General features: G+C 71.9%; 14 protein-coding genes. 9 read left to right on the top strand and 5 right to left on the bottom strand.

The window, feature by feature from the left end; all coding sequences use genetic code 11:
- Positions 1-108 precede the first annotated feature (108 nt).
- Entirely contained in the window at positions 109-390 is a 282-nt protein-coding gene (locus FFT09_RS18705) for a hypothetical protein (protein WP_037334638.1), read from the top strand.
- Between the two features lie 7 nt (positions 391-397).
- Here FFT09_RS18705 and FFT09_RS18700 read toward each other — a convergent pair whose 3' ends face one another.
- Positions 398-2026 carry an acyl-CoA synthetase gene (locus FFT09_RS18700; protein WP_081195156.1) on the bottom strand — a complete coding sequence of 543 codons (1629 nt, stop codon included), beginning with the start codon at positions 2024-2026 and terminating at the stop codon, positions 398-400.
- Between the two features lie 94 nt (positions 2027-2120).
- Here FFT09_RS18700 and FFT09_RS18695 point away from each other — a divergent pair, with 94 nt between their 5' ends.
- On the top strand, positions 2121-3782 hold the full coding sequence (locus tag FFT09_RS18695) for a bifunctional 3'-5' exonuclease/DNA polymerase (protein ID WP_138383480.1): 1662 nt from the start codon (positions 2121-2123) through the stop codon (positions 3780-3782).
- A gap of 57 nt (positions 3783-3839) precedes the next feature.
- On the opposite strand, the gene FFT09_RS18690 is transcribed toward FFT09_RS18695, so the two are convergent.
- Together FFT09_RS18690 and hrpA are read right to left on the bottom strand one after the other, a co-directional pair.
- Complete coding sequence (locus tag FFT09_RS18690; protein ID WP_208544452.1) at positions 3840-4730, bottom strand: NAD(P)-dependent oxidoreductase; 891 nt, start codon at positions 4728-4730, stop codon at positions 3840-3842.
- A gap of 156 nt (positions 4731-4886) precedes the next feature.
- Positions 4887-8789: an ATP-dependent RNA helicase HrpA gene (gene hrpA / locus FFT09_RS18685; protein ID WP_138383479.1), complete on the bottom strand. Its 3903-nt coding sequence runs from the start codon at positions 8787-8789 to the stop codon at positions 4887-4889.
- A 97-nt stretch (positions 8790-8886) separates the two neighbouring features.
- Between hrpA and FFT09_RS18680 the strand changes: the two genes are divergently transcribed.
- Positions 8887-9588, top strand: a complete 702-nt coding sequence (locus FFT09_RS18680) for a hypothetical protein (RefSeq protein ID WP_244231414.1) — start codon at positions 8887-8889, stop codon at positions 9586-9588.
- On the opposite strand, the gene FFT09_RS18675 is transcribed toward FFT09_RS18680, so the two are convergent.
- A complete protein-coding gene (locus tag FFT09_RS18675; RefSeq protein ID WP_138383478.1) occupies positions 9585-10754 on the bottom strand; it encodes a lactate 2-monooxygenase in 1170 nt (389 codons plus the stop codon). The two genes, FFT09_RS18680 and FFT09_RS18675, sit on opposite strands and share 4 nt — an antisense overlap.
- 92 nt (positions 10755-10846) lie before the next feature.
- On the opposite strand from FFT09_RS18675, the gene FFT09_RS18670 reads away from it, so the two are divergent.
- From FFT09_RS18670 to FFT09_RS18645, 6 genes are all read left to right on the top strand, one after another.
- Complete coding sequence (locus FFT09_RS18670) at positions 10847-11881, top strand: DNA polymerase III subunit beta family protein (protein WP_138383477.1); 1035 nt, start codon at positions 10847-10849, stop codon at positions 11879-11881.
- Positions 11882-11892: 11 nt separating this feature from the next.
- Positions 11893-12588 carry a hypothetical protein gene (locus FFT09_RS18665; protein ID WP_138383476.1) on the top strand — a complete coding sequence of 232 codons (696 nt, stop codon included), beginning with the start codon at positions 11893-11895 and terminating at the stop codon, positions 12586-12588.
- A gap of 69 nt (positions 12589-12657) precedes the next feature.
- On the top strand, positions 12658-13905 hold the full coding sequence (locus tag FFT09_RS18660; protein WP_081195454.1) for a Bcr/CflA family multidrug efflux MFS transporter: 1248 nt from the start codon (positions 12658-12660) through the stop codon (positions 13903-13905).
- Positions 13905-14207 carry a YrhK family protein gene (locus FFT09_RS18655; protein ID WP_024875764.1) on the top strand — a complete coding sequence of 101 codons (303 nt, stop codon included), beginning with the start codon at positions 13905-13907 and terminating at the stop codon, positions 14205-14207. Before FFT09_RS18660 ends, FFT09_RS18655 begins: the two co-directional genes overlap by 1 nt.
- Positions 14208-14305: 98 nt before the next feature.
- Positions 14306-14533 carry a hypothetical protein gene (locus tag FFT09_RS18650; protein WP_081195144.1) on the top strand — a complete coding sequence of 76 codons (228 nt, stop codon included), beginning with the start codon at positions 14306-14308 and terminating at the stop codon, positions 14531-14533.
- A gap of 115 nt (positions 14534-14648) precedes the next feature.
- Positions 14649-15332, top strand: a complete 684-nt coding sequence (locus tag FFT09_RS18645; protein ID WP_138383475.1) for an O-methyltransferase — start codon at positions 14649-14651, stop codon at positions 15330-15332.
- A gap of 68 nt (positions 15333-15400) precedes the next feature.
- Here the strand turns inward: FFT09_RS18645 and glyA are convergent, their stop codons facing one another.
- Positions 15401-16672: a serine hydroxymethyltransferase gene (glyA, locus tag FFT09_RS18640; protein ID WP_081195142.1), complete on the bottom strand. Its 1272-nt coding sequence runs from the start codon at positions 16670-16672 to the stop codon at positions 15401-15403.

Raw genomic sequence — 16672 nt, 5'->3', positions numbered from 1 at the left:
ACCGATAGCCCGTTCGGCCTACAACGAGCCGCGCGACTTCCTCACCAGGCGTTACACATGCTGCTAACGTGTGCCCAGATCGTTATGCAACGCAGGCGAGGGGATACTATGAGTAGCGCGACGGTGTTCGCCGACACGCTCCGGTCGGCGATCTTCACGAGCGGGCTCAGCCTGGACCGGATCCAGGTGCGGCTCCAGGAACGCGGCGTCCCGGTGAGCGTCACGGCGCTCAGCTACTGGCAGTCCGGCAAGCGGCAGCCCGAACGGCAGCGGTCACTGCACGCGGTTCTCGCACTGGAACAGATCCTGGACGTGCCCACCGGCTCCCTGCTCAGCCTGCTGCCACCCCCGCGCCCGCGCGGCATCGCCTCCCGCCGCGAGGTCTGCTGACACCGCGTCAGGCGAGCGTGTGGCGCAGGACCTTGCCCGTGGCGTTGCGCGGAAGGAGGTCGAGGAACTCGACGTCACGCGGCACCTTGTACCGCGCCAGCGTGCCCCGGACGTGTTCCCGCACGGCCTCCGCGTCCAGCACCGATCCCGGCCGCAGCACCACGAACGCCTTCAACCGCTGCCCGAACCGCTCGTCCGGCACCCCGATGACCGCCGCCTCCCGCACCTCGGGATGCTCCACGAGCACGTTCTCCACCTCGACGGGATACACGTTCTCCCCGCCGGAGACGATCATCTCGTCGTCCCTGCCGTCGATGAACAACAGCCCGTCGGCGTCGCGGTGACCGACGTCGCCGGTCGCGATCAGGCCGTCGATGGTGTCCCTGCTCCTGCCGTCGGTGTATCCGGTGAACGCCAGCCCGCTGCCGACGAACACCCGCCCCGTGACGTCGGGTGCCGTGATGCGCCGCCCCTCGTCGTCGTACAGCTCCACGCGGCAGCCGACCGGCGGACGCCCCACGGTGCCCGGCGCGCGGCGCCAGTCCTCGGGTGTCGCCACTGTCGCGACCGCGACCTCCGTGGAGCCGTACAGGTTGTGGACGACGTCGCCGAAGACCTCGGTGGCGCGGTTGCCGACCTCGGGCGAGAGCGCCGAGCCCGCGAGGAACAGGATGCGCAGGCTCGACGTGTCGTAGCGGGCCCGCACCTCCGGGTCGAGGTCGAGCACCCGCTCCAGCATGGTGGGCACCAGTACCAGCGCGGTGCAGCGGTGCTCGGCCACGCCGCGCAGGGTTTCCTCCGGATCGAACTTGCGGCGCACCACCACGGTGCAGCCGAGCGCGCACGACAGGATGAACTGGGACAGCCCCGTGGCGTGGAACAGGGGCGCGCCCAGGAACGTCGCCTCGCCGACCCGCAACGGGATGCGGTCAAGGAACTGGGCGGAGTCCAACGGTGAGATGGCCGGGCGCGGCGCTCCTTTCGGCGTACCGGTGGTCCCGCTGGTGAGCAGGACCAGCCCTCCCGGCTTCGGCGGCGCGGGCAGCGGATGGTCGTCGCTTCCCGCGATCACGTCCTCGAGCGTCGGCGTGTCCGGCTGCGGGTCGGGCCTGCCGGGTTCCTGCCACGCGCGGTACCGGTCGACGCCGGTGATGTCGCCGAGCAGGTCGGTGAACTCGTCGTCGTGCACCAGCACCCGCACCCGCTCCCGCACGGCGACGTCGGTGAGCTGCGGTTTGGCGAAACCCGTGTTGAGCAGCAGCACGGGAGCGCCGAGCTTGCCCGCGGCGAGCAGGGTGAGCACGAGGTTGCGATGATCGCGGCACAGGACGGCCACGGTGTCACCGGAGCGCACTCCACGAGCGGACCACGCGCGGGCCAGTGCGTTGGAACGCAGGTCGAGCTGGGTGAACGTCAGCGGGCCGGTCTCGTCGACCAGGCCGACGGCCTGCGGGTCCCGCCGCGCGGCGATCCGCACCGAACCGGCCAGCGGGCCGTAACGCCGGGTCGCGATCAGCGAGCGGATTCCCTCGTCCAGTCGGGGCACGGGCGCCAATCCGGCGCGGTAGAGGACCATGAGGCCACGCGCTCGCTGGGCCACGCGGTTCACGACACTCGCCACAGTCGGCCGTCCCATCGGCACCTCCTCGTCCGCGTCGAACTAAACCTACCCGCAAGTAGGTTACGGCGTCGAGTCGGGAACGTCGGTGCTCGGCACCAGACTGTGTCCTGTGCGCATCATCGTGGCACGGCAGCCCGACGGCCGGTACCTGATCCGCGAGCCCGGGTCCGGGGCCGTCGCGGATCTGTCCGCGCATCGGGCGGCCGAGCTGGTGCGCGAGAAGGAGCACGCGCTGGCGCCGCGCTGGATCTTCGCCTCCGTGCGGCACGACTATCCGGCCCTGCTCGCCCACGGTGTGCGGGTCCGCCGCTGTCTCGACCTCGCGCTCACCGAGGGGCTGCTGCTGGCCCAGCAGGGCAGGCACGGCGAGCCCCGTCACCTCGCGGCGGCGTACGCGCGGACGCGGGGTCTGCCGCCTCCGGCCGAGGTCGGCGACCCGGCCGAGGCCGACGACGCACCCACGCTGTTCGAACTGCACGACTCGGGACTGCCACCGGAGGTCGATGCCGGGGAGGCGGCCGAGGCGGTCGCCGACGACCAGGAGCGACGGCTGCGGACGGTGCCTCACCCGGAGCGGCTGCGCCTGCTCACCGCCGCGGAGTCGGCCAGCGCACTCGCCGCGGCCGAGATGTCCGCCGACGGCCTGCCGTGGCGCGCCGACGTCCACCGCGCTCTGCTGGCCGAGTTGCTCGGAGACCGGGTGGCCCCGGGCCAGCGGCCCCGCAAACTGGCCGAGCTCGCCGAGCGGATCACCGACGCGTTCGGCGGCACGGAAGTGAACCCCGACCATCCCGGCAGCATCGTGCGGGCCCTGCGCCACGCGGGCGTGGCCGTGGACTCCGCGCGGGCGCACGTACTGCGTCGCCTCGACCACCCCGCGGTGGCGCCGCTGCTGGAGTACAAGGAACTCGCCCGGCTGCACTCCGCGCACGGCTGGTCCTGGCTCGACCAGTGGGTCCGCGACGACCGGTTCCGTCCCGTGTACGTCGTGGGCGGGGTGGTGTCGGGCCGGTGGGCCAGCCGGGGCGGCGCGGCACTGCAGATTCCCAAGGTGCTGCGCCGGTGCGTGCGAGCCGACTCCGGGTGGCGGCTCGTGGTGGCCGACGCCGCGGCGCTCGAACCGCGCGTCCTGGCCGCGCTCTCGGGCGACCGGGAACTCGCCGCGCTGACGTCCGAACGCGACCTCTACACCAGCCTCGCGCGCGAACTGCTGGGACGGCAGCCGTCGGACGACGACCGGGCTCGGGCCAAGATCGCGATGCTGTCCGCGATGTACGGCGGCACGGCGGGCGAGGCGACCGCGCTGCTGTCACTGCTGCGGCGGCGTTTCCCGCGCGCGGTGTCTACTGTGGAGCAGGCCGCCCACGCCGGTGAGCGCGGCGAGGTGGTCCGCTCCCGGCTGGGCCGTACCTCGCCGCCACCGTCCGAGGCGTGGCGCGCCCTCACCGGCGGGGCCGACGGTGAGGGCGCCCGCCGGGCCGCCCGGGACTGGGGCCGCTTCACGCGGAACTTCGTGGTGCAGGCCAGCGCCGCCGACTGGACGGCCGTGCTGCTCGCGACCCTGCGCCTGCGCCTTCCCCCGCCCGCCCACCTGGTGTTCTTCCAGCACGACGAGGTGCTCGTCCACTGTCCCGCCGAGCTGGCGGATCGCGTAGTGGCGGAGCTGGCCGAGGCGGTACGGGAGACCACCGCGCTGGTGTTCGGGCCGTCGTGCCCGGTGCGGTTCCCGATGCCCGCCAACGCGGTCGAGGTCTACGGCGACACATCGTGAGCTGCGGACACCGCTACGCAGGCTGCGGACACGGCTACGGGAGCTGCGGACACGGCGTCATTGCGTCTTCAGCAGCTCGAACAGGCTCGAGAAGCCCTGATCCCCGTGGCCGTCGGCAATCCGGCGATCCATCAGCTTCTTGACCTCCCGCATGCGCACGGCTTCCACACCGAGAGATTCCCGGTGGCTGATCATGTCGTCCATCAGCGCGGCCTGGACGTCGAGCGAACCGAGATCGGGCCCGTATTCGCCGCTCTTGACCGCCTTTGCCATCGAGGTCAGCAGCGGCGGATGCGCGGCTATCGAGCCTGCGACGCGCTCGGTGAACTTCACCAGATCGAACCCTTCCGCCTGAACCAGCCTGAGCGTGTGCAGGTACCCGATCAGCAGTTCGTAGGACACAGCGACCTGGGCCATGAACTCCACGGCTGCCCCGCCGGCGTCCTCGCCGTGGTACTCGATACCGCCCAGAACCCGAAGGGTTGACTCGTGCGCGTCGAACGCACCGCGGGAGCCGCTGAACGGGAACATGATGTCCGGCGTACCCACGTACGGCGGATCTCCCATGATTTTGCCGTCGAGGTATTCGGCGCCACGCTCATGAGCCCAGCGCTCGTTCGACCGTGCCTGGCTGGGCGAACCACTCGTCACGTTCACCAGCACCGTGCCCGCGACCGCGGTGTCGACGGTACCCAGCACCTCGTCCACCGCCGTGCTGTCGAGCAGGCAGACCACGACGAGCGGGCTTGCCGCCACCGCCTCCGCCGCCGTCGCGGCAGCCGTGGCGCCGGCGTCGACCAGCGGCCGGGTCTTGCTCGCGGTCCGGTTCCATACCGTCGTGCGAAAGCCACGGTCCACGAACGTCCTGGCGATCGCCGATCCCATGTCGCCGAGACCGATTACGGTCACCGAGCCAGCGCCCGGTGTGCCGCCGGTTGTCGTCATCATCTTCCCCTGACCACTCGTTCATCGTCCATGGTCAGCGTGCAACCTCAAGTAAGGTCGAGGTCAAGCGATCCGTCGTGAGGTGCGGACACGGCTACGTGGGCTGCGGACACAGCTACACAGACTGCGGACACGGCTACGTGGGCTGCGGACACGGCGTCAGGGGGACGCGGCGTCCAGTGCTTTGAGGACTCGTTTCACCGAGACCGGGTAGGCGGTGCCCAGGGTCTGCGCGAACAGGCTCACCCGCAGTTCCTCGATCATCCACGGGATCTCGGCCAGCTCCGGGCTCGGATCGGTCCGGGGCGGCAACGCAGCCAGGGCGCTGTGGTACTCCCCGCGCAGCCACGCCACGTCGCGCAGCCGCTCGCGGTCGCGCGCCGGGTCGCTGGGCAGCTTGTCGAGCCTGCGGCCGATACCGCGCACGTACCGTTCGAGGTCGCCAAGCCGGTCGTACCCGGACTCGGTCACGAACCCGGCATGAACCAGGCTTTTGAGGTGCGCCCGTGCGTCGGTCAGCGACTCCGCCAGCGCGTCGCCCCGCACGGACTCCAGCCGCGCCTCCACGTCGTGCGCCGCCCGCAGCACGTCCTCCACGGCCCGCAGCGCGTTGAGCGCGGTGCCGTTCAACCCTGCCCGCACGCGCTCCAGCAGTGCGGCGAAACCGGTGTCGTCCCAGGCCGGTCCCCCCGCGAGCGCCATGAGCTTGTCCACCGCGCAGTCCACACAGTCGTCCACCAGCGCGGCCACCCCACCGTGCGGGTTGCGCGTGAGCACCAGCTTCGACTGGTTGCCGAGGTGCCGGTTGACGTACTTCGCGGGCGACGGGACGTTGAGCCGCAGCAGGCGGCGCGTGCCCCGCCACATCGCCGCGCGCTGCTGTCCCGGCGTGTCGAGCATGCGCACGGCCACGCTGTCGCGCTCGTCGACCAGCGCCGGATACGCCTTCACCTCGTGCCCGCGTCGCCGCGCCGAGAACTCGCGGGGCAGGGAACCGAACTCGGGCGAGCGCAGGCCGGAGCGTTCCAGTTCGTCGGCCGCTTCGGAGATCGTCTCACGCAGCCGGTCGCCGAGGCGCTCCCGCAGTGCCTCCAGGTCCTTGCCCTCGCCGAGGGGACGGTCGCGCTCGTCGACGATCCGGAAGGTGACCCTGAGGTGATCCGGCACGGCCTGCCACTGCCACGCCTCGTCCGGGACGTCCACTCCCCGCAGCGCCGCCAGCTCGCGACCGAGCACGGGGAGCAGGGGCCCGTCGGCCGGGCTCACGGCGGCCAGGACCTGCGCGGCGGTGTCCGGCGCGGGCACCAGCGAGCGCCGCAGCGGCTTCGGCAGCGACTTGATCAGGGCCGTGACGAGGTCCTGCCGGAGGCCGGGAACCTGCCAGGCGAACTCGTGACCGCTGACCTGGTTGAGCACGGCCAGCGGAATCCGCACGGTCACACCGTCGGCGTCGGTGCCGGGCTCGAACTGGTAGGTCAGCGGGAACCGCAGACCACCCTGCTGCCAGGTGTCGGGATAGTCGCTCTCGCTCACCTCGTCGGCGCCCGCGTTGACGAGCATGGCCTTCTCGAAGTTGAGCAGGTCCGGCTGCTCCCGACGAGTGCGCTTCCACCAGGTGTCGAAGTGGCGGGCCGACACGACCTCCGCGCCGACGCGCTGGTCGTAGAAATCGAACAGGGTCTCGTCGTCGGTGAGGATGTCGCGCCGGCGCGCCCGGTTCTCCAGGTCGGCGACCTCCTCCAGCAACGCGCGGTTGTCGTGGAAGAACCGGTGGCCGGTCTGCCAGTCGCCCTCCACGAGGGCGTGCCGGATGAACAGCTCCCGCGACGTCTCCGGGTCGATGCGCCCGTAGTTGACCTTACGGTCGACCACCAGCGGAACGCCGTAGAGCGTGACCCGCTCGACCGCCATCACCGCACCGCGCCTGCGTTCCCAGTGCGGCTCCGAGTACTGGCGCTTGACGAGGTGCTGCGCCAGGGGCTCGATCCACTCGGGCTCCACCCTGGCGTTGACCCGTGCCCACAGGCGCGAGGTCTCCACCAGCTCGGCCGAGGCGATCCAGCGTGGTTGCTTCTTGAACAGCGACGAGCCGGGGAACACGGCGAAGCGCGCTCCCCTGGCTCCCAGGTAGTCGCCCTTGGCCGGGTCCTTCAACCCGATGTGCGACAGCAGGCCTGCCAGCAGTGCGGTGTGAATCCGCTGTGGGTCGGCGGGCACGCTGTTCAGCGTGATGCCGAGCGGCTTCGCGAGCTGGCGAAGCTGGCCGTGGACGTCCTGCCACTCGCGGATGCGCAGGTAGTTGAGGTACTCGGCACGGCAGAGCTTGCGGAACTGGTTGTTCGACAGCGCCCGCTGCTGCTCCCGCACGTGCTCCCAGAGGTTGAGGTAGGCGAGGAAGTCGGAGTTCGGGTCCGCGAAGCGCGCGTGCAGCTGGTCCGCGTGCTGCCTGTTCTCGGCGGGCCGCTCCCGTGGGTCCTGGATGGACAGAGCGGACGCGATGATCATGACCTCGCGCACGCAGCCGTTGGCGGCGGCCTCGACGATCATGCGCCCCAGCCGGGGATCGACGGGCAGCTGCGCCAGCCGCTTCCCGACGTCGGTCAGCGCCCCACCGCTGCCGTCGAGGGCACCGAGTTCGGTCAGCAGCTGGAGCCCCGCCGTGATCTGCCTGCGGTCCGGCGGGTCCACGAACGGGAACGCCCCGATGTCACCGAGTCCCAGCGAGATCATCTGCAGGATGACCGACGCGAGGTTGGTGCGCAGGATCTCCGGGTCGGTGAACTCGGGCCGGGCGTCGAAGTCGTCCTCCGAGTACAGCCGCACGCAGATGCCGTCGGACGTGCGACCACAACGGCCCTTGCGCTGGTTCGCCGACGCCTGCGAGACGGGCTCGATGGGCAGTCGCTGCACCTTCGTGCGGTGGCTGTAGCGCGAGATGCGGGCGGTGCCCGGATCGATGACGTACTTGATGCCGGGCACGGTGAGCGAGGTCTCCGCGACGTTGGTGGCGAGCACGATCCGGCGCCCCCGGTGCGGGCGGAACACCCGGTGCTGGTCGGCGGCCGACAGCCGCGCGTACAGCGGAAGGATCTCGGTCCCGGGCAGGTCGAGCGCCGTCAGCGCCTCGTCGGTGTCGCGGATCTCCCGCTCGCCCGAGAGGAAGACGAGCACGTCGCCCGGCCCCTCCCGCGTCAGCTCCGTGACGGCGTCGCAGATGGCCTGGACCTGGTCGCGTTCCGGGTCGGCGTCGGGGTCGTCCGGGTCGACGACCGGCCGGTACCGCACCTCGACGGGGTAGGTGCGCCCGGAGACCTCCACGATGGGCGCGTCGTCGAAGTGCCGCGAGAACCGCTCGGGGTCGATGGTGGCCGAGGTGATGACGACCTTGAGATCGGGCCTGCGGGGCAGGATGCGCTTGAGATACCCGAGCAGGAAGTCGATGTTGAGGCTGCGCTCGTGCGCCTCGTCGATGATGATCGTGTCGTACTGCCGCAGCAGCCGGTCGTGCTGCATCTCCGCGAGCAGGATGCCGTCGGTCATCAGCTTGACCAGCGTGTCGTCGCCCGAGGTGTCGGTGAAGCGCACCTTGTAGCCGACCGTGGTGCCGGGCTCGGTGCCGAGTTCGCTCGCGATGCGCTCGGCCACCGTCCTGGCGGCGATCCTGCGGGGCTGGGTGTGTCCGATCTGGCCCCGCACCCCGAGCCCCAGTTCGAGGCAGATCTTGGGAAGCTGGGTGGTCTTGCCCGACCCCGTCTCCCCCGCGACGATCACGACCTGGTGCTCGCGGATCGCCTCGGCGAGCTCGTCCCTGCTCCTGCTGACGGGCAGCTCGTCCGGATAGGTCAGCGTCGGCAGCGACTCCCGGCGGCGCCGGACCCGTTCCTCCGCCCGCGCCACGTCGGCGGCGATCCGGTCGACGATCCCCGGCTTCGGGGAGCCGGACCGGCGGGACCGGCTCAGCCCGTCGAGCCTGCGGCGCAGCCGGTGCTCGTCGCGCAGCATGAGGCCGGGCAGGCGCGAGCGCAGCTCGTCGACAGGCGAGGAAGGACGGGAAGAGGACATACGGGCCCCAGCTTAACCGCGAGGCTCCCGGCGGTGGCCACCTGTTTTCACCCGACTCGATCACACCGGGGGGCCGCGAGCGGTACCGTGCGTCGCCATGAACCAACCCTGGCAGCCGCCTCCGGGAGGCTCGCCGTACCCGCCGAACCAGCCGAGTGCGCCGTACCCCGCAGGACCGTATCCCGCCCAGCCCCACACCGGACCACCACCGGAAGCACAGTGGGGACCACCACCAGGGGCGCAGTGGGGGCCACCACCGGGGCAGCAGTGGGGGCCGCCGCAGGCCGCCCCGACGGGGCCACTCACGCTGCCCGGCTGGGGCGCGCTGTTCGCCGTGCCGGGGGTGCTCGCGACCGTGATCGGCCTGTTCGCGCTGCCGTGGCTGAGCGGCGAGAACCGGCAGGCGAGCTTCCTCGACATCTGGGAGGTCACGGAGTATGAGGGCTTCCTGCTGCCCCAGCTCTACGTGGTGTTCCTCGCGTTCGTCGCCGTGGCGCTCACGTCGCTCTACGGCCTGCTCTGGACGCTGGGCGGGGTGCGCTCGCAGCGCATGGTGCGGTGGGCGACGAGCCTGCCCGGCAGCAGGCTCACGCGCGCCCGGATGTGGCGATACCGCCTGCTGTTCGGCTCGACCGGCCTCGGCGGGCTGATCCTTCACGTACAGGGCATCGAGAGCCTGTTCGCACGGCACTGGAGCATAGCGGGAGCGGGGCCGTGGGTCGTCCTCGGCGGATCGGTCGCGGTGCTCGTGGGTACTCTCGTCGGCCCCCGGCGCGGTCCGGGACTGCCTCCCACTTAACGCCCGGCGCGGGTGAGCGCCGCCGGGGTGAGGCCGGTGACGGAGCGGTGGCCCGCGAGCCCCAGGGTGAGGTCGAGGTCGGCGAGCAGCCCGCGCAGCACGTGGCGCACGCCGTCCTCGCCGCCCAGGGCCAGCCCGTAGACCCAGGGACGCCCGAGCAGCACCGCCTTGGCACCGAGAGCCAGCGCCTTGACCACGTCGGCCCCGGTCCGCACCCCGGAGTCGAACAGCACGTCCAGGCGGTCGCCGACCGCGGCGGCGATCTCGGGCAGCACGTCCAGCGCCGCGACCGCGCCGTCCACCTGCCGCCCGCCGTGGTTGGACACCACGATGCCGTCCACGCCCGCCCGCGCCGCGCGGCGCGCGTCGTCCACGTGCTGGATGCCCTTGAGCACGATCGGCCCGTCCCAGTGCTCCCGCAGGAACGGCAGCGCGTCCCAGTCCCGGTCCGTGCCTGTGATCATCGAGATCCACCGGAGCACCGCCATCGGCAGGTCGTCCTCCGGTGCGGCGTCGAGCCGGGAGCGGAACACCGGGTCGCTGAACGGCACGGCGGTGCCCTCGCCCCGCAGGAAGGGGAGATACCCGTTGTCGAGGTCGCACGGTCGCCAGCCCAGCGACCAGGTGTCGAGTGTGACCACCAGCACCGAGTAGCCCGCCGCACGGGCCCGCGCGAGGATGCTGCCGCACACGTCCGGATCGTTCGGCCAGTACAACTGGAACCAGCGGGGACCGGCACCCGACTCGGCGGCGACCTCCTCGATGCTGGTCGACGACGCGGTGGACAGCACCATCGGCAGTCGCAGTCCCGCGGCGGCCCGCGCGGTGGCGGCTTCGGCGTCGGCATGCACGATGGACTGCACTCCGACGGGCGCGAGCGCCACCGGCGCGGGCAACGTCTCGCCCAGCACCGTGACGGAGGTGTCGCGCTCGGTGGCGCCGGTGAGCATGCGCGGCACGATCCGCCAGCGGTCGAACGCCTCGCGGTTCGCGCGGGCCGTGGAGCCCGAGCCCGCGCCGCCCGCGACGTAGGAGAACGGGCCCGGCTCCAGCACCTGCTCGGCCGCGGCCTCCACGCGGGTGAGGTCGGTCGTGAAGGCCGGGCTGGTGCCGCCGTAACCCTGCAGGTAGATCTCGCTCTGGTAGGAACCGAACCGCTCGTTCATCCGCGCCTCCCGCACCGTGTCGCCGTCCGACGGCCGTGCCCGGCATCCTACGGTTGACCTTCGTGCCGCTCGAACCTCCAGACTCTCCGGCCATGGACACGATCAGCACGTTCGCCCGGAGAGTGGGCCTCACCCCGAGCGCACTGCGCTTCTACGACGACTGCGGGGTGCTGCGCCCCGCCAGGGTCGATCCCGGCTCGGGCTACCGCTACTACAGCTCCGAGCAGGAACGGGACGCCGCGCTGTTGCGCACCCTGCGGGAGGCCGAGTTCCCGCTCGCCGACGTCCCCTCGGTGCTCACCGGCCCGGCGTCGCAGGCCCGCGACGCGCTCACCGCCCACGCCCACCGGTTACGCGACCGGGCGGAGGCCGCCCACACCGCCGTGCGCGCGGCATTGCGGCTGGTCAGCGGCGAACGTCACGTGGAGGTGACCATCGGCGGCGCCGAGCTGGCCAGCGCCATCCGGCAGGTCCACCCCGCGGCGGCACGCTCCGGCACCGTGGCCGCGCTGGGGTGCGTCCTCATCGAGTGTTCACCCGAGGCCGTGCGGCTCGCGGCCACCGACCGCTACCGGCTGGCGGTGCGCGACCTGGTGCCGCAGGCCGTCGTCGGCACCCCGGCCCACGTCCTCGTCCCGGTCGCGCCGCTGGTGGAGGCCGCGGGGTGGGCGGTGCGGCACCCGGTGGTACGGCTGGTGGCCGGCGACGAGGGCCTCCGCCTGCTCGCGGGCGAGGCCCGGGCGGCGGACGACGTGGTGGACCTCCCCGTGTGCGACGACGACTACCCCGACTACCGGGCGGTGCTCGACGCGCTCGGCGACGCGCGCAGCCGGGTCGTGACCGACCGGACCGCCCTGTACGACGCGCTCAGCGCCGCCGACGGCACCGTGGTGGTGACAACCGGGCGGGACACGCTGCACGTCGGTGACGTGGTGGTGCCCGCCGTGTGTTCCGAGCCGATCCGGCTGGCCTTCGACCCGGCCGTACTCGCGCCCGTGGTGGCGGCCGGTGTCGGGCCCGACGTGCTGCTGGAGATCACCGCACCCGACCGGCCCGTGGTCGTGCGCTCCGCCGACCAGGGCAGTTTCACCACGCTCGTGATGCCGGTCCACGCGGAAAGCGACTGAGGGGCAGAGCCATGGATACCGAGAACCCCGTCATCCGTCTGTGCGCCGACGGCATGAGCGCCGAGGCCGCGGGCGAGACCGAGCGGGCGGTGCGCCTGTTCGACCAGGCCTGGCAACGCGCGAACGACGACTACGAGGCGTGTGTCGCGGCCCACTACCTCGCCCGGCACCAGCCGACCCCGCGAGACCGCCTGCACTGGAACAGCGTCTGCCTCGACCGCGCGGACGCCGTGGGCGACGAGCGCGTGGCCGCGTTCTACCCGTCCCTGCACGCGAACCTCGGCCGGTGCCACCGCGAACTGGGCGACGACACCAGCGCGGCCCGGCACTTCCGCCTCGCCGCCGAGCACCTCGCCACACTGCCACCCGGCCCGTACGCCGACTGGCTGCGTTATGCTGTCGCCGAAGGTCTGCGCGACACGGGCGCGGTGGTGCGCACCACCGGCGAACACCGGGTCGCCGCCGTGCTGGCACAGCTCTGCGACTGCCGGGACCTCCGATCGCTCGCGCTGCTACTTCCCGCGTACGTCGGTCACGTCGGCACCGCCGCCGATCACGAACGGCTGGCACTGGCCGCACGGCAACTGCACGCCGAGGCCCGGCTGTCCGACCCGGCGCGCGAGCAGCTTGAGGACGCCATCGACGTGTTGTCGGGTTCGCCCGGTTCTCGACGAGATCACACGTCACCCGACCGCCGGAATATTTAGCCCTCCTAAGCAGTTCTGGGTGGTCGGGACCAGGGACCACCCAGAGGAGGTTGTGTGACCACCGCGAGCATGTCCGTGGCCGGGACCACCGTCGGGGCCGTGCCCCGGCGACACCGCACCGCCCGGTACGCGCTGCTCCTCGGCGGGCTGACGGCGTTCGGCCCGCTGTCGATCGACATGTACCTGCCCGCGCTGCCGGTCATGGCGGGCGACCTCGGCTCGACGGACGCGCAGCTCCAGCTGACGCTCGCGGTGTTCCTCGTCGGGCTCGGCGTCGGGCAGCTGGTGGCGGGCCCGCTGTCCGACGCGTTCGGCAGGCGGACTCCGATGCTCGTCGGCGTCGTGGTGTTCGCGCTCGCCTCGGCCGCCGCCGCGCTCAGCCCCACCATCGAGGTGCTCATCGCGGCACGCGGGGTACAGGCGCTGGGCGCGGCCACCGGCATGGTGGTCGCCCGCGCCGCGGTCCGCGACCTGTTCTCCGGGGTCGCCATGGCGCGGTTCTTCTCCACCCTCATGCTCGTGACCGGCGTCGCCCCCGTGCTCGCGCCGATGATCGGCGGGCAGCTGTTGCAGTGGACCTCCTGGCGGGGGATCTTCGTGGTGCTCAGCGCGTTCGGCGTCGTGCTGCTCGGTGTCGCCGCGCTCGCCCTCCCGGAGACCCTGCCCGCGCACCGCCGCAGGCCCGCCGGGCCACGCGGCATCGCCCGCACCTACGCCGGGCTGCTGCGCAACCGGGTGTTCGTGGGCTACGCGCTGACCCTCGGTCTGGCGTTCTCGGCGATGTTCAGCTACATCTCCGGCTCGTCGTTCGTGCTCCAGCACACCTACGGGCTCTCCCCCACCGAGTACGGCATGGTGTTCGCGCTCAACGGCGTGGGGCTGGTGGCCGTCGGCCAGCTCAACGGCAGGCTCGTGAGCCACTTCGCGCCCCGGACCCTGCTGCGCACGGGCCTGTTCATCGCCGTCGGCGGCGCGGCGGTGCTCGTGGCCGCCGCCACGGCCGAGGTCGCGCTGCCCGTGTTGCTCGTCCCGCTGTTCGTCACCGTGTCCTCGGTCGGGATGATCGCGCCGAACACCACGACACTCGCCCTGGCCGATCACCCGCGCACCGCCGGTTCGGCGTCGGCGCTGCTGGGGCTGATCCAGTTCCTCGTCGGCGGCGGCACGTCGCCCCTCGTCGGGCTGCTCGGCGGCGGGGGCGCGGCCCTGCCGATGGCGCTCGTCATGGCGACGGGCACCACGGCGGCGCTGGCCACGTTCACCGTGCTGACCCGCGCGACACTGCGGAGGTCCGTGCGGGCTGACACCGTGGAGTGATGCCACGGATCGACGAGCCCGAGGACCGCCCCGGCACGCTGGTGCTCACGCTCGGCCGCGAGGAACTGGTCGTCCGGCACCGTTACGAGGTCCTCAGCATCGGCAACGACCTGCTCATCGCGCTCTGGTTCCTGGCGGGCAGCGTGCTGTTCTTCTGGGAGAGCACCGCCACCGCCGGGACCTGGCTGTTCGTGCTCGGCAGCCTCCAGCTCGCGGGCCGGCCCGCCATCCGGTTGCGGCGGCGCGTGCACCTGCGCCGCTTCGGCCCGTCGGCGCCCGCCGAGACCGCGCGGGACTTCTGACGGAACCCTCCGCCCGGCAGAGGGGTCGAATTCGCCCGAATCGATCACCTCGCGCCCGTGTGAGCGCTACAGTCTGTCTCACGCGAGGAAGGGGGATCGTGAGCGCACGAGACGAGTGGGCCGTCCCCTGCCGGGACCTGGCCGGACGGCGCCGCGACCTGACCGTGTTCGTCAACGCGGGACGGGTCGTGCTCATCGCACCGCCGGGCGAGACGGCGGTGCTCACCTCACTGGACGTCGGCAGGCTCCGCTCGGCGCTGCGCGACGCCGTGATGAGCGCCGGTGACCTGCCCGACGAGGACCCCGATCCCGGCCTCACCGACTGAACGCAACCGTGTCCGCAGCTCCGGTAGCCGTGTCCGCAACCTGTGTAGCCGTGTCCGCAGGCTGCGTAGCCGTGTTCGCACTTCGCGTAGCACGATGCTGGCCTACGCTCCGGGCATGAACCAGGAGCAGTGGAGCACCGTCGACGACTACCTCGACCGGCAACTCGCCCCGCACGACGACGCGCTCGACCATGCGCTGCGGGCGAGTGCGCAGGCGGGCCTGCCCGACATCGCGGTGGCCGCCAACCAGGGCAAGTTCCTGCAGCTGCTCGCCCGGCTGGCCGGTGCCCGGCGCATTCTGGAGATCGGCACGCTCGGCGGGTACTCCACGATCTGGCTCGCCCGAGCCCTGCTCCCCGGCGGGAGGCTGACCACGCTGGAGGCCGAGCCCGCGCACGCGGAGATCGCGCGCGACAACCTCGACCGCGCGGGACTGGCCGAGGTCGTCGACGTCCGGGTGGGACGGGCGCTCGACGTGCTGCCCGCGCTGCGCGACGAGCAACGCGATGCCGGTGCCGCACCGTTCGACTTCGCGTTCATCGACGCGGACAAGGTGAACAACCCGCACTACGTGCGCTGGGCACTGGAGCTCGGCAGGCCCGGCACGGTCATCGTGGTCGACAACGTCGTGCGCGGCGGCGCGGTCGCCGACGCCGACAGCGACGATCCCTCGGTACGGGGCACACGCGAGATGCTCGACCTGCTGCGCACCGAGCCCCGCCTGGACGCCACCGCGATCCAGACGGTGGGGACGAAGGGCTACGACGGCCTCGCGGTCGCCCTCGTCGTGACGCCCTGACACGGCTACGGGAACTACGGACACGGCTACGCCAGGTGCGGACACGGCGCCGCACCTGGCGGCGGCCGTCAGGAACGCTCGGCGTAGAGCGGGTGCTTCTCCGCCAGCACCGTCACGCGGGAGCGCAGTTCCCGCCGCGTGGCGTCGTCGAAGTCCGCCCGCAACGCGCTCGCGATGACGTCGGCGACCTCGGCGAAGTCGTCGGAGCCGAAGCCACGGGTGGCCAGGGCCGGGGTGCCGATGCGCAGGCCCGAGGTCACCATCGGAGGGCGCGGGTCGAACGGCACCGCGTTGCGGTTGACCGTGATGCCGATCTCGTGCAACCGGTCCTCGGCCTGCTTGCCGTCGAGCTCCGAGTTCACCAGGTCCACCAGCACCAGATGCACGTCGGTGCCGCCGGTCAGCACGCGCACGCCCGCCGCGGCGCAGTCGGCGGCCGACAGCCGCTCGGCCAGAATCCGCGCGCCGTCGAGCACGCGCTGCTGCCGCTCGCGGAACTCGTCGCTCGCGGCGATCCGCAGCGCCACCGCCTTGCCCGCGATGACGTGCTCCAGCGGCCCGCCCTGCTGACCGGGGAACACCGCCGAATTGATCTTCTTGGCGTACTCCTGCCGCGACAGGACGATGCCGCCACGCGGGCCACCCAGCGTCTTGTGCGTGGTGGTGGTGACGACGTCGGCGTGCGGCACCGGGTTCGGGTGCAGGCCCGCGGCCACGAGCCCCGCGAAGTGCGCCATGTCGACCATCAGCTTGGCGCCGACGGTGTCGGCGATGCGCCGGAACTCGGCGAAGTCGAGCTGCCGGGGATACGCCGACCAGCCCGCGATGATCAGCTTCGGCTTGTGCTCCGCGGCGAGACGCTCGACCTCGGCCATGTCGAGCAGGCCGGTGTCGCGGTCGACGTGGTAGGCGACGACGTTGTAGAGCTTGCCCGAGAAGTTGAGCTTCATGCCGTGGGTCAGGTGCCCGCCGTGGGCCAGGTCGAGACCCAGGATGGTGTCACCGGGCTCCAGCAGCGCGACCATCGCGGCGGCGTTGGCCTGCGCGCCCGAGTGCGGCTGCACGTTGGCGTGCTCGGCGCCGAAGAGCGATTTGGCCCGCTCGATGGCCAGGTTCTCGACGACGTCCACGTGCTCGCAGCCGCCGTAGTACCGCCTGCCGGGGTAGCCCTCGGCGTACTTGTTGGTCAGCACCGATCCCTGTGCCTCGAGCACACCCGCAGGCGCGAAGTTCTCCGACGCGATCATCTCCAGCGTCGACTGCTGCCGGTGCAGCTCGGCTGCGACCGCGTCGGCGACCTCGGGGTCCACAGTGGAAAGGTCGGCGTCGAACGAGTTCAT

This window comes from Saccharomonospora piscinae (assembly GCF_005862235.1).
GTDB classification, from domain to species: Bacteria; Actinomycetota; Actinomycetes; order Mycobacteriales; family Pseudonocardiaceae; genus Saccharomonospora; species Saccharomonospora piscinae.
The sequence above is the reverse complement of the archived record's forward strand: the minus strand, read 5'-3'. Positions and strand labels throughout refer to the sequence as shown.

What these genes read in the sequence shown, in the direction of transcription:
- FFT09_RS18705 (WP_037334638.1), top strand. Translation starts at nt 109, where the DNA reads ATGAGTAGCGCGACGGTGTTCGCCGACACGCTCCGGTCGGCGATCTTC.
- FFT09_RS18700 (WP_081195156.1), bottom strand. Translation starts at nt 2,026, where the DNA reads ATGGGACGGCCGACTGTGGCGAGTGTCGTGAACCGCGTGGCCCAGCGA.
- FFT09_RS18690 (WP_208544452.1), bottom strand. Translation starts at nt 4,730, where the DNA reads ATGATGACGACAACCGGCGGCACACCGGGCGCTGGCTCGGTGACCGTA.
- hrpA (WP_138383479.1), bottom strand. Translation starts at nt 8,789, where the DNA reads ATGTCCTCTTCCCGTCCTTCCTCGCCTGTCGACGAGCTGCGCTCGCGC.
- FFT09_RS18680 (WP_244231414.1), top strand. Translation starts at nt 8,887, where the DNA reads ATGAACCAACCCTGGCAGCCGCCTCCGGGAGGCTCGCCGTACCCGCCG.
- FFT09_RS18675 (WP_138383478.1), bottom strand. Translation starts at nt 10,754, where the DNA reads ATGAACGAGCGGTTCGGTTCCTACCAGAGCGAGATCTACCTGCAGGGT.
- FFT09_RS18670 (WP_138383477.1), top strand. Translation starts at nt 10,847, where the DNA reads ATGGACACGATCAGCACGTTCGCCCGGAGAGTGGGCCTCACCCCGAGC.
- FFT09_RS18665 (WP_138383476.1), top strand. Translation starts at nt 11,893, where the DNA reads ATGGATACCGAGAACCCCGTCATCCGTCTGTGCGCCGACGGCATGAGC.
- FFT09_RS18660 (WP_081195454.1), top strand. Translation starts at nt 12,658, where the DNA reads ATGTCCGTGGCCGGGACCACCGTCGGGGCCGTGCCCCGGCGACACCGC.
- FFT09_RS18655 (WP_024875764.1), top strand. Translation starts at nt 13,905, where the DNA reads ATGCCACGGATCGACGAGCCCGAGGACCGCCCCGGCACGCTGGTGCTC.
- FFT09_RS18645 (WP_138383475.1), top strand. Translation starts at nt 14,649, where the DNA reads ATGAACCAGGAGCAGTGGAGCACCGTCGACGACTACCTCGACCGGCAA.
- glyA (WP_081195142.1), bottom strand. Translation starts at nt 16,672, where the DNA reads ATGAACTCGTTCGACGCCGACCTTTCCACTGTGGACCCCGAGGTCGCC.